The sequence below is a fragment of the Klebsiella sp. CN_Kp066 genome, from assembly GCF_040065135.1.
Taxonomy (GTDB): Bacteria; Pseudomonadota; Gammaproteobacteria; order Enterobacterales; family Enterobacteriaceae; genus Klebsiella; species Klebsiella oxytoca.
Genome location: NZ_JBEAIU010000024.1, coordinates 158,954 through 171,088 on the forward strand (window position 1 = coordinate 158,954; position 12,135 = coordinate 171,088).

Here is a 12,135-nt window from a genome sequence, read left to right on the forward strand (position 1 = left end):
CCGGGCTTTCTGGTGTTATTCTGTGGTTCAGGCCGGGCTACGAAAGTGGTTCCGGCCTGTTTTTTTCTTCATTTTTTATTGTGTTTAAGGAGCAAGGCTTATGCCAGTAAAACGAAAACATCTGACCCGCCATGAAGTGGGGCAGATACTGCTTGCAGCGGACAGAGGGATCCATTTTGAGCGGGATTACTGCCTGATTCAGATGTGTTTTTTACACGGTCTGCGGGTCAGTGAACTGTGTGGGATGCGACTGTCGGATATCGATTTGGTCGGGCGTTCGGTCTATGTCCGACGGCTCAAAAACAGTCTTTCAACGCAGCATCCACTGTTTGATGCCGAATTGCCCGCATTGATGCGCTGGCTAAAGGTGCGCCGCCGCTGGCGGGAGGCAGACAGCGACTGGCTTTTTCTGTCGCAGAAAGGAGGCCCGCTATCGCGCCACCAGGTCAGGTTATTGCTCAGACGTTACGGCGAACTGGGCGGCGTCAGCATTTCAGCATATCCCCATATGCTGAGGCACGGATGCGGCTACGCATTGGCGGATCTGGGGCGTGATACGCGTCTGATACAGGATTATCTGGGGCACCGGAACATCCGGCATACGGTGATTTATACGGCGACAAATACGCAGAGGTTTATGAATGTTTGGGGGAATATGAGAGAAAACCACACAATTAGTGCCAGAATGTAAAGTAGTATCAGAAAAATTTAGCAAAGTGTCAAAATTTTTCTGAGACCCCTTTTGATAACGGATTATCTCTCTGTTTTTAAATAAAAATAAAACGTAGCAGATATATGATGTTCCTCTGGCCCTTGCTGGCAACGTGCTTTAGAGGTTCACGTTGCCAGTTTTCATTCGCTCACCGCTTTACTGTTTTATGCCATTCCGACCGTTCTTTTCAGCCAGCGCTGACATTTTATTTTTCACTGTCATCTTCCACCAGATTTTCTTCTGAACTCACCACTCTGGCACTAACGGGAAAGTCTCCCGTAGGTTTTTTCACCGCCAGAGTGAAGCAGGGCTGAGCCCTGAACGATTGTTCACAAGGAGAACTGTATGAAACAAATGATGTTAAGCGCGTGTTTTTTGCTGGTGGCGGGTAACGCTTTAGCCGCTGACGGAACCATTCATTTTACCGGAAGCATTACCGATCAAACCTGTACCGTCGATACCGGCTCACAAAATCTACCGGTTGATTTAGGCAACGTCGCGCAGACCGCTCTTAACGGTGCTGCAGGGATGAAGGCGGCACCTACGCGTTTCACGCTCAGCCTGAGTGATTGCCCTGACACCGTAACAGGGGCAAATGTGAAATTTGACGGTACCTCTGATGGCGTAAACCAGAATCTGCTGGCGCTGGATAGCGGCACCGGGATCGCTACCGGTGTGGGTATCGAAATTGCCGACAGAAATGGCACCGCGATCCCGCTGCATACGGCATCGACGGATTACCCGCTGGCAGAAGGCACCAATTCGCTGGACTTTATCGCTCGCTATGTCTCTACCGGCACCGCGGTCACAACCGGCACGGCGAACGGTACCTCGCAGTTCACCATTAACTACAAATAACGCTGTGCCGTCGCGGGGTACATTCCTCCTCCCATCCTACCCGGTGTACCGCCGCATAACAGGGAACGTTTCGCAGGGATGCGTATTTTTCGCCCGGAGATAACAAGATGAACAGGTATGCAGACGTTGCGCTGGCGCTATTGCTGGCCTCCTTCACCGTGCAGGCACAGGCCGGAATAGTGATTGGCGGCACACGCGTCATTTATGACGGAGATAAAAAAGAGACCTCCGCATCCATTCGTAATCCCGAGAAATCCAGTGTTTATCTGGTACAAAGCTGGGTGGACAGCGGTGAGCAAAATGTGAAAGCGCCGTTTATCGTTACCCCGCCGCTGTTTCGTATTAACCCGGGTGAAGAGAATATCCTGCGCATTGTGCGTACCGGGGGAAACCTGCCGCAGGACCGGGAGTCGGTCTTCTGGCTGAATGTAAAATCCATCCCCGCGACTGATGACAGTAAACCCCGCACCAATGTGCTGCAGGTGGTGGTGAAGTCGCGCCTGAAGCTGTTCTACCGTCCCGCCGGGCTGGAAGGTCGGCCCGAGACCGCTTATCACCAGCTCTCCGTCGCCCGCAGCGGCAACCGCCTTACCATCAGTAACCCTACCTCTTATTACGTCACGCTATTTACCCTCAAGGTGGACGGGCAGGAGATTAAAGACGCGGACATGGTGCCGCCGAAAGGCAGCGTGAGTTTCACGCTCCCTTCGGCATCTGTCTCCAGCGTGAGCTGGCAGGCCATCAGTGACTACGGCGGCGTCAGCCAGACTGAAAGCCGCAGGCTGTGAGGGAGGAAGAGATGAAAAATCCAACTTCCCGGCTGATGGTATTTCTGCTGGCGTTGCTGCTGGTGATGGTTCTGCTGCTGGGGTATTTCCGTCACGCGGAGGCCCGTGAGATCTTCAACCCTCATGCATTGGAGATCGACAATCCCGGCCAGCCGGTGGCGGATTTATCCACCTTTGCTGAAGCCGACGGCCAGCTACCTGGCACTTACCGGGTCACGGTTTATGTGAATGGTGAACGGCAGGGACAGGCGCAGGATATTGCGTTTATCTCCGGGCCGGACAAAAAGCTCAACGCGCAGGTCACGCCCACGATGCTGAAAGCCTGGGGCGTCAAAACGGACGTCTTTCCCGCGCTGGCGGCACTGCCTCCTGAAAAGCCGCTGGAAAATATTGGTCACTACATCCCGATGGCCACCACCGATCTGCGTTTCAGCCAGCTGCAGCTGAATGTGAGTATCCCGCAGGCGGCAATGGATGCCAGCGCCAGAGGCGCGGTGGATCCGTCTGAATGGGACGAAGGGGTGCCTGCCGCGCTGCTGAACTATAACCTCAGCGGCAGCAATACCTGGCGCAACGGAGAAAACGGTTCTGATGACAACTACTACGCTAACCTACAAGGCGGCCTGAACCTCGGTGCGTGGCGGCTGCGCAATTATTCCACCTGGAATTACGATGACGAAAACGGCAGCCACTGGGATTCGGTGAACACCTATCTCCAGCGGGATATCCAGCGCCTGAAAGGGCAGCTCACGCTCGGCGACACCTACACCCCGTCGGACATCTTTGACAGCGTGCAGTTTCGCGGTGCGCAGCTTGCCTCCGACGATAACATGCTGCCGGACAGCCTGCGCGGGTTCGCTCCGGTGATCCGCGGTATCGCACAATCGAACGCCCAGGTGACTATTAAGCAAAACGGTTACATCATCTACCAGAGCTATGTTGCGCCGGGGGCGTTTACCATCACCGACCTGTACCCGACCTCGGGCAGCGGTGACCTGGAAGTGACCATCAAAGAAGCCGATGGCAGCGAACGTACCTTCATTCAGCCTTTTTCTGCGGTACCGATTATGCAGCGTGAAGGGCATCTGAAATATGCCCTCACCGCCGGGAAGTACCGGAGCGGCAATGAGGACAGCGACGAACCGCAGTTCAGCCAGGTGACCGCGATTTACGGCCTGCCGCATGCCATCACCGTTTATGGCGGTACGCTGTACTCGGAGGATTACCAGTCTGGCGCGGCGGGGCTGGGTTTTGGCCTTGGCGAGTTGGGTTCGCTTTCGGCTGATATTACCGCCGCGCATACCACCCTCAACAACGATGAAACCCACGACGGCCAGTCGTACCGGGTTCAGTACTCGAAGGATTTTCAGACCACCGATACCAGCTTCACGCTCGCGGCCTACCGCTATTCCACGGAGGGTTTCTACACCTTCCAGGAGGCGAACGATCTGCGCTCGGACAGCGATGATGGCTGGCGGATGACATACAACAAACGCCAGCGGCTTCAGCTGGATCTCAGCCAGAGCGTAGGCAGCTACGGATCGATTTTTGTCTCCGGCTACCAGCAGGATTACTGGAAAGAGGACGGTTATGAACGCACCCTGAGCACCGGCTGGAACGGGAATATTAACGGGATCAGCTACAGCATCACCTACAGCTACAGCGATTACCCGGAAAGCACCCAGCCTGCCGATCAGCAACTGGCCTTTAATATCCAGGTGCCGCTCAGTAAATTCCTCTCCGGTGAGGCGGCAAATAACGCCTGGGCCAGCTACAGCGTCAACACCGCTAAACATGGTGATACCCGCCAGCAGGCCGGGCTCAATGGCACCCTGCTTGCTGACAACAACTTAAGCTACAGCCTCCAGCAGAGCTACACCAATCATGGCGTCGGTGGTTCCGGCAATATCAATGCGGATTACAAAGGCGGCCAGGGGGAAATCACCGGCGGCTACAACTATGACGATGACTCGCAGCAGGTTAACTACGGCCTGAAAGGCGGCGTGGTGGTTCACCCGCATGGGATGACGCTTTCCCAGCCGCTCGGCGAGTCGCTGGCGGTGGTCAGCGCTCCGGGCGCGGATGACGCGAAGGTGCAGAACAACACCGGCGTTTACACCGACGGACGTGGCTATGCGGTGGTGCCGTACGTCAACCCGTACAAGAAAAACCGTATTGCGCTGGATACCAGTACGCTGGACGATGAGGTGGATATCGACACCGCCGTGCAGACCGTGACGCCAACGCAGGGTGCAGTGGTGATGGCGGAGTTCAACACACGCGTCGGACGACGGGTGCTGATGACGCTGCTGTATCGCGGGCTGCCGGTGCCGTTCGGCGCGCAGGCGAAGCTGAAAGAGGGCGGCAGTGGCATAGTTGGCGACGACGGCCAGGTGTACCTCACGGGCGTGCCGGATGAAGGTGAGATCGCGGTTAGCTGGAACGGGGCGCAGCAGTGCGTGGTGCATTACCGGCTGCCGGAACAGGAAAACCAGCCACCGGTATTGGCGGCGAGTCAGGAATGCCTTGAGGTCGGAAAATGAACATGTGGCGATGGATGATTATTCTGGTCGGGCTGACAGTTAGCCAGGCTTCATGGGCGCTGTGTTCCGCATCGGGGAGCTTCTCAATAAGCCCCGGTAGCATAGTGGTTCAGCGGGACGCGGTAGTTGGGCAGCCTATCAGTGACTGGCTGATGTCTAACCAGGGCGTGGCCTACCAGAACTGTAATTACGACAGCACAACGCAATATCTTATTGTGGCGGGTATTAAAAATACGGGTTCAAAGGCCAGCGTCACCTGGAATGGTGAGGCGGTGTTTAACACCAATGTAGCGGGGGTAGGATTCGTTTTTGAAGGCCGCACGTCATTCGACAGCAACCCTTTACCCGATAACTGGACCGGTATTGCCAGCGGCCAGTCACAGGTCTTCACCACCCAGACCAGCCACAGTTCGGGGTACCATCCTTCGATTAACGATCAGGCGCGGATCCGGCTGATCAAAACCGGCAATATCACGCCGGGAACGCTGAGCGGTAACCTGGGGCGTTTTATAGCCGGGACTCGTGAGAATGCGCAGTGGTCAAATGAAATCCCTATCGCTTTTTCCGGGGGGCAAATCACGACCGTCGCCTGTACGGTGAATACCCCTGATGTAGACGTGAATCTGGACCAACACAAAAAATCGGAATTTACCGGAACTGGTTCGGCTACCGAATGGAAAGCCTTCAATATCGAACTCAATTGTGACAAAAGTTCCCGCATCAACGTCCGGATCGATGCCACTCAGGATCCGTCGAATATCGCTGGTGTGATGAAGCTGGATAGCGCGGCTGGCGATCTGGCGGCGACGGGGATCGGCGTCCAGCTGTACTTTGCGCCGGATAACAGCGCGGTGCAGTTCGGGCAAACGAAACTCTATTACACCTCGCCCAATGGGGGTTCTGAAACGGTGCAGCTTAAGGCACGTTACTACCAGACGACCTCCGCGATTACGGCTGGTGAGGCTAACGCCACGGCGACCTTCACGCTGACTTACCAGTAACCGCCCGGGATGAACATATGAAAAAAATCATCTGCTTATTATTACTGATAATGGCTATTGCGCCGTTGGTTGAGGCCAGTTGTTCCTTTTACAGCGGTGTGTCCGGAGAAGTGCCGGGCTATCTGAACTTCGGCAATGTGGTTGTTCAGCGCGATACGCCGATCGGCAGCGTCATCGCGACGACGGTGACCGGCGCTTATAACAACGGTAATGCCATCGCGGGCTGCAAGCGGGAGGCCTGGACCGCTCGCTGGGAGCTGACGCAATGGGGAACGCTGAGTGGCTATGGCAACGGCGTCTACAATACCAATCTCGTCGGAGTGGGTTTACGCCTGACCACTGCTCAATCAGGCAAAGTACTGCCGTATGAAGCCAGCTATCCCTACAATGCCGGGGGCTCATGGGCCTCCATTCCAGGAGATGGGATCAAGGGGGAACTGATAAAAACCGGGGATATTACCAGTGGCACCTTAACCAACGGGGTACTGGCGCGCGCTTCGGTCGTCAACCAGTTTTACTTTGCTAACATCACGCTAAACGGAACCAACACCGTCACCTCTGCCGCCTGCTCGGTAACATCGGTGGATGAGCCGGTCCAGCTTGGCGATCACAACAAGCGGGAGTTCAGCGGCGTCGGCTACACCACGGACTGGAAGGGATTTAATATCGTGCTGGACTGCAATAAAAGCGCGCATATTTATGTACAGATTGATGCCACCCGGGATGCGTCGAATGCGCCAGGCGTGATGGCCATCGATTCCGAAAGCGGCAGTACCGCGGCGACGGGCGTTGGGGTTCAGCTTTACTTCGCGCCGGACAACAGTGCGGCGCAGTTCGGGCAGGTAAAGGATTATTATACTTCGCCTAATGGCGGGATGGAGACCGTTCAGCTCAAGGCGCGTTATTACCAGACGGCCTCAGCGGTGACGGCAGGGCCCGCCAATGCCACGGCGACGTTTACGTTGACGTATAAATAGCTACCTGAACAATTTTAAAGGTTTTAGACTAACCCTCTGTTTATCAGGGAAGATGATAATGACCCAATATTGGTGGAAAGATCTTTTTGATCGCAATAATAACTGGCAGGGTCTGGAGCTGATACTCAAGAGCAGCCAGAGGACCGACGTGGCAATGGAAATGCTAAGTGGTCGGTATGGGCGAATGGTGCTACAGGTCTCCGGGAAGACATTATTCTGGGCATCAATGTTGAAAGATCATTCCGGTGTCTGGTTGGTGTTTAATGTAGATCATTCCGCTTGCCAGACATTATTACCGGCTGTCACATCTGAAGATATTGAGGGGATTAAAAGCAAAGGCGAACGGGCCTGGACAGGTGAATGGTGTCGCTATTTTTCCCGGCATTTAATGAATGCGCCAGTGCCTCTTCTGTCTCCTCGCCGATGGCTGATAAGGCCGATGGAGGCCAAATATCCATTACCAAAATTATCCGGACAGCGTGTTCCTGTAAATAGCTGGCGTTTTGATGCCCCAGAAAGCAGCGGGAATATCGGCTGTAGCTGGACGCTCTACGGCGAATATTTTCCTGATTTGGTCAATCCTGACAAAGTCAGATTAGTGGATTGGTGGTGGGGAGGTAGCCTGCTACTCGGACGTTATCCGATACAACCTGATGCCGGAAGGTTGAAATGGTGGCGTAAAAAAAGCCGTGAGGGTGCGCTGCCTCCGGTACTCGTCTGGTATATAGCAGGGCTGGGATCATTTGTTATTCTTGATGGTCATTATCGTTTACAGGCAGCGATTGCAGAAGAAATTCCACCTTCATTTCTGGTGCTCAGCGAATTGCAGGAACGGGATTTTGCTACCGATCAAGACCATCGTGCCCGTATTGTCCGGGCTTTAGAACAGCAGCTCAAAAATCCTAAGTGCAAAATCGATGGTGTAAATCAGACGCTGATTAATCTTTATGACACACGCTATCTTTATGCCTCAACCCATAGCCGCGCGACGCTTGGCGAAGGAACACGCTGGGCACAGGAGTTAGAAAGCTATCTGCAACGGCATCAGTTGGAAGACTATCGGAACAGGGTACTTAATGGCGTTAACGATGAATGCTGAATTAAGGATAACAAATGGCGGCATTCTTTAGGGAAACAGAGTAAACGGGCTTGCGGATACCAGCATCCCTGCTGGCCGACTATTTTAATGACACTGTTTTTTGACTTTCGAGACTCTGGTGTACCGCCTCACAAATACGGCTGACCGCCAGTCCGTCCACCGCGGTGACCGGGTACGGCGCTTTATGTATGACCGCCCGCACAAAATCATTGATCGGGTCGATACCAAAACCGCTGGCAACACCGTTGCGGTAGTTGATGAAATAGCTGTTGGGCGTGAGCGTCATGCCCGGCGTGGTGATTTCCAGCCCGCGATGCTGCGAGGTGCTGCGGATATACGTTGCCTCGCAGAGAATATCGATGCGCCCGTCGTTGTCCTTCGGGAAGCCCTCCGGCAGCACCCACGAGTTTTCCACCACCCACGAACTGCCATCGGCCATCGTCAGCAGGCTCTGCACGCTGTCGAAGGTGTCGAGGCCGCATTCAACTATCAGCCGCTTCTGCCCGACGGCATACACCGACACCACCTCCTGGCCGGAGAGGTGACGCACAAGGTCAAAGCAGTGTGAGCCGAGAAACCACACCGGGGAGCTTGCGCCCGCCCAGTCCAGCCACTCCGTCGGCACGCTGATGACATCGTCCATGCTGATATGCCCGCGCAGGATACGCCCGGCTTCCGGCTTCTCCAGTTCGGCCTTAATGCGCATTACTGCCGGGTCCCAGCGTTTGTGGAAATCGACGCCGACCAGCAGGTCCCGCTGCTGCGCCATCTCCACGATAAGCTCGCACTCGCGTACCGAGGTGGCGAGCGGTTTCTCCGCCAGTACATGCTTGCCGTGGCGCAGGGCGGTGAGGATGGATTCAGTGTGGTACGGGTCAGGTGTCGCCACCGAGAGCACGTCGATGGCTTCCTCCTGCAGCAGGACATCCAGCCGGGTATAGCCCATCACGCCGTAGGCCATGGCAAGGTCATCGCAGCGCTCTGTAACGGTGTCGCAGATGGCGACCAGTACCGTGTCCGGGTTATGGCGGTACGCATTCATATGGTGTTTGCCGTAAATACCTGCGCCCACCACGGCGGCTCTGATTTTGTTCATCGTTGAGTCCTCAGAATAAGCCCAGGGAAAACAGCCAGCCGATGATGACGGCCAGCGGTCCGGTCAGTTGTCTCGACAGCAGAAAGGCGGGTACACCTTTTGCGATGGTCTCCGGCTTTGCCTCCTGCATCGAAAGGCCAACAGGCACGAAGTCGCAGCCGACCTGCACGTTGATGGCAAACAGGGCGGGCAGGGCGAAGGCCGGAGATATCGCACCCGCACCAATCTGCGTACCAATCATCACGCCAATCACCTGCGAGATGGCCGCGCCCGGCCCGAGCACCGGGGAGAGGAACGGAATGCCGCAGATGAGCGACAGCAGCACCAGCCCCCACAGCGAGTTCGCCAGCGGCGTCAGGGCATGGGCAATCAGGCTGCCGAGTGCGGTCTCCTGCACCAGCGCAATCAGCAGTGAGACAAAGGCCATAAACGGGATGACGTTGCGCAGCGACACATCCACCGCCTCACGGCTGGCGGCGAACAGCAGGGCGATAACGTGGCCGACGGCGGTGCCGGTACGCTCGATCATGCGCACCAGCTTCTCCGCGCCATGGGGAGGTGGCGGAGCGGTGGTAATGACTGGCTCCGGAGATGGAACTGGCTCAGGCTCGCCGTCCGGCGCTTCGGCAGTATCCACCAGAACCAGCTGTTCCATCGTGACGCCGGAAACGTAGTTATCCTCGGTAATAAAGTGCGCCAGCGGTCCTGCCCGCCAGGTGGGGAGCACGTTGATGGTCGGGATGCCCTTCTGCGGATACAGGCCACAGCGCAGGGACCCGGCGCAGTTAATTACCACGCACAGCAGTTCCTCATCCGGGGGAATACTGGCGAAGCCGTTGACGATTTCCGATTCGGTGAGTGCGCCGATTTCTATCGCGACGGGATGGATTTCCCGCCCGGTGAGCGACAGCACCTTTTTGCCGCTGCCAACGGGCAGCCACAGCCCTTTACCGTAGCCGCCGGGACCGGGTGGAATGAGTACCGTGTTCATGGTCGTCCCTCCTCAATCACCAGATTGCCGTGCAGGTCACGCAGGTTCGGCACCGGGCCGGAGAGATGAACCGCGCCGACGTGGCAGGGATTCAGGTCACCGTTGAACACCAGCGTCAGGTGGCTGAGTTCAAACAGCGCCTGTTGTGCCCCCTTGCCGACGGCAGTCACCAGATAATCACGCCCTGCCAGCATCAGGCGGTCGCCGGGGAGTATCATCAGGCTCTCTTCCCGGAACGACGGCTCCAGCGACAGGGAGTAATCAAGGCAGTCCTTCGGCCCGTTGCTGTCGAAGGTGATGAGCATTTTGTCGGTGAGGCCATCAGCGACGAACAGCCCGATGGCAACGATACGTGCGCAGTAAATCATCATGGCGCATTCCCCCGTTTGCTTAAGCGCAGGAACAGGTACTCGGTGATAATCCCGCGGATTAAACCAATCAGCATGGCGGCGGCGATATAGCGCAGCGCCAGCGAGGTGACGGGCTGACCGAGCGCCTTAACCCCGGCCGCGACGCCGAGCCAGACGAACAGTTCCGATGGCACCACGTGGGGAAACAGGCTGGTGAGGGGATGGGCAGTGGTGCCGAGTGCATCTTCATAACCAGGTTTGCTCTTTTCGGGCAGGAGTTTGCCTAAAGTGAGCGCGCCGGGGCTGCTCATAAAGAACCAGCCGAGTACCGGCAGCATGCCGTAGGTGAGGATGCGCGAGCGGCCGAGCAGGGCGGCGACTTTCTCCATTCTGACGGTCCCGACCAGCTTCATCAGGAAGTTGATGGCCAGCAGCAGGCAGATGAGCATCGGGATAAGCCCCGTCATCATGTTGAGGAAGATTTTGCCTGCCGCCTGGAACAGGTGGATAAAGCCTTCAGCCAGGGAGACCAGAAACATGGCGGCCTCCTGTGCTCAGGTTGATTGTGGGTTGTGGTTCGGTGTGCATAAACAACTCTCCTGTCAGGTGTCGTTGGTTAATGCGTCCTGCCACTCACAGCGCGGGTCGTTATGTCCCGGAGTTGTCGGTTGTTGTCATGGGGTGAAGCGGTTTTCGGGGTTCACGTTTGTTACTGGAATTGAGGTAACGGCCGGGCCAGATTTCAGACGGATGCACGTCGAGTGCGATGGCAATCAGCCACTCGCCTTTCGGCCAGGGGCGCGTCAGGGTATTCGACAGCGTTGACGAGGCCAGTCCCGCTTGCCGCGATAGTTTCGCCAGACTGGTACCGCGCTTGTGTAGGGCGGCAACGATGTCGGCGGGGTGCCAGTCTTTTTTAGCCATTTCGTTTACCTCTCTCAGGTCTAAAACCAGTTAAGACAGTACGTTATTCGTCCTTTAGGAAGTCTAAAGATAACTCATCTTAAGGAATGCTAAAGATGCTGTCAATATAACCACTAACAGGACAGGGTTATGGTTCCGAAGCGTCTGAGGATTGCGAGAGAGTTAGCCGATATGTCACAAGAAGAATTGGCTATTGCAGCAGGAATTTCTGAAGAAACGGGTAGTTCGAGAATGTCCCATTACGAAAATGGCAGGCATAAACCTAAATTCGAGCTGGTTTGTCGATTTGCTGAAGTTCTCAATGTGCCTGAAGGTTACTTCTACACACTGGATGACGGCTTTGCTGATGCGATGCTGAAACTTTACGGTGGAAAACGGGTTCAGTGGAAAAAGGGTCGCTTAAGTTAATTGATCTTGTTAACGCTCTCTTTGTGTTATGGTTATCTATCTTTATGAAGTCTAAAGATAAACATTCTTGAGCAATGCTAAAGATTACCGTGAAATCCTTACAGGACGCACGGTATGATCCCCAAGAGACTAAAAGAAGCTCGCTTGCGAGCAAAGCTGACCCAGGAAAAGCTTGGTGTACTCGCTGGTATAGAAGAGGCTACGGCTTACTCGCGGTTATCGCATTATGAGAATGGTACGCATAAGCCGACGTTTGAGCTGGTGTGTGAATTTGCTCGAGTGCTGGATGTCCCTGAGTGTTATTTCTACACTGTAGATGATGAGTTTGCCGAAGAAGTGCTTGCTCTCTTCAAAAAGATAAAAAAAATTAGATGAATTACTATTTAAT

Annotated in this window: 14 protein-coding genes; 9 read left to right on the forward strand and 5 right to left on the reverse strand. The window is 55.4% G+C overall.

From position 1 onward, the window contains the following. Nucleotides 1-100: 100 nt before the first annotated feature. From ABLV75_RS06065 to ABLV75_RS06095, 7 genes are all read left to right on the forward strand, one after another. Nucleotides 101-691, forward strand: a complete 591-nt coding sequence (locus ABLV75_RS06065) for a tyrosine-type DNA invertase (protein WP_032718898.1) — start codon at nucleotides 101-103, stop codon at nucleotides 689-691. A 366-nt stretch (nucleotides 692-1,057) separates the two neighbouring features. After that, nucleotides 1,058-1,570 (forward strand): fimbrial protein, encoded by a 513-nt coding sequence (locus ABLV75_RS06070; protein ID WP_032734432.1) that lies wholly within the window; start codon nucleotides 1,058-1,060, stop codon nucleotides 1,568-1,570. Nucleotides 1,571-1,677: 107 nt separating this feature from the next. Further along, nucleotides 1,678-2,358 (forward strand): molecular chaperone, encoded by a 681-nt coding sequence (locus tag ABLV75_RS06075; RefSeq protein WP_032734430.1) that lies wholly within the window; start codon nucleotides 1,678-1,680, stop codon nucleotides 2,356-2,358. An 11-nt stretch (nucleotides 2,359-2,369) separates the two neighbouring features. Continuing rightward, nucleotides 2,370-4,901 (forward strand): fimbria/pilus outer membrane usher protein, encoded by a 2,532-nt coding sequence (locus ABLV75_RS06080; protein ID WP_032734429.1) that lies wholly within the window; start codon nucleotides 2,370-2,372, stop codon nucleotides 4,899-4,901. Further along, nucleotides 4,898-5,902 (forward strand): fimbrial protein, encoded by a 1,005-nt coding sequence (locus tag ABLV75_RS06085; protein ID WP_071992000.1) that lies wholly within the window; start codon nucleotides 4,898-4,900, stop codon nucleotides 5,900-5,902. The genes ABLV75_RS06080 and ABLV75_RS06085 overlap by 4 nt, the downstream gene beginning before the upstream one ends. A 17-nt stretch (nucleotides 5,903-5,919) precedes the next feature. After that, on the forward strand, nucleotides 5,920-6,879 hold the full coding sequence (locus tag ABLV75_RS06090; RefSeq protein ID WP_032734428.1) for a fimbrial protein: 960 nt from the start codon (nucleotides 5,920-5,922) through the stop codon (nucleotides 6,877-6,879). A gap of 58 nt (nucleotides 6,880-6,937) precedes the next feature. Continuing rightward, nucleotides 6,938-7,978: a ParB/Srx family N-terminal domain-containing protein gene (locus ABLV75_RS06095; protein ID WP_032734427.1), complete on the forward strand. Its 1,041-nt coding sequence runs from the start codon at nucleotides 6,938-6,940 to the stop codon at nucleotides 7,976-7,978. A 79-nt stretch (nucleotides 7,979-8,057) separates the two neighbouring features. Here ABLV75_RS06095 and ABLV75_RS06100 read toward each other — a convergent pair whose 3' ends face one another. The 5 genes from ABLV75_RS06100 to ABLV75_RS06120 form a co-directional block, all read right to left on the reverse strand. Then, entirely contained in the window at nucleotides 8,058-9,074 is a 1,017-nt protein-coding gene (locus ABLV75_RS06100) for a Gfo/Idh/MocA family oxidoreductase (protein WP_032734426.1), read from the reverse strand. A 10-nt stretch (nucleotides 9,075-9,084) separates the two neighbouring features. Next, nucleotides 9,085-10,065, reverse strand: coding sequence for a PTS glucitol/sorbitol transporter subunit IIB (locus tag ABLV75_RS06105; protein ID WP_032734425.1), 981 nt, complete (start codon nucleotides 10,063-10,065; stop codon nucleotides 9,085-9,087). Next, complete coding sequence (locus ABLV75_RS06110; protein WP_032734424.1) at nucleotides 10,062-10,436, reverse strand: PTS glucitol/sorbitol transporter subunit IIA; 375 nt, start codon at nucleotides 10,434-10,436, stop codon at nucleotides 10,062-10,064. The genes ABLV75_RS06105 and ABLV75_RS06110 overlap by 4 nt, the downstream gene beginning before the upstream one ends. Then, nucleotides 10,433-10,954 (reverse strand): PTS glucitol/sorbitol transporter subunit IIC, encoded by a 522-nt coding sequence (locus ABLV75_RS06115; protein WP_032734423.1) that lies wholly within the window; start codon nucleotides 10,952-10,954, stop codon nucleotides 10,433-10,435. Before ABLV75_RS06115 ends, ABLV75_RS06110 begins: the two co-directional genes overlap by 4 nt. Before the next feature lie 109 nt (nucleotides 10,955-11,063). Continuing rightward, complete coding sequence (locus ABLV75_RS06120; RefSeq protein ID WP_032734422.1) at nucleotides 11,064-11,339, reverse strand: transcriptional regulator; 276 nt, start codon at nucleotides 11,337-11,339, stop codon at nucleotides 11,064-11,066. Nucleotides 11,340-11,468: 129 nt separating this feature from the next. On the opposite strand from ABLV75_RS06120, the gene ABLV75_RS06125 reads away from it, so the two are divergent. Both ABLV75_RS06125 and ABLV75_RS06130 read left to right on the forward strand, forming a co-directional pair. Beyond that, the gene (locus tag ABLV75_RS06125) at nucleotides 11,469-11,747 is read left to right on the forward strand and encodes a helix-turn-helix transcriptional regulator (protein WP_032734421.1); all 279 of its coding nucleotides are present in this window, start codon (nucleotides 11,469-11,471) and stop codon (nucleotides 11,745-11,747) included. 114 nt (nucleotides 11,748-11,861) lie between these two features. Then, nucleotides 11,862-12,122, forward strand: coding sequence for a helix-turn-helix transcriptional regulator (locus ABLV75_RS06130; RefSeq protein ID WP_032670671.1), 261 nt, complete (start codon nucleotides 11,862-11,864; stop codon nucleotides 12,120-12,122). The last annotated feature ends 13 nt before the right edge of the window (nucleotides 12,123-12,135 follow it).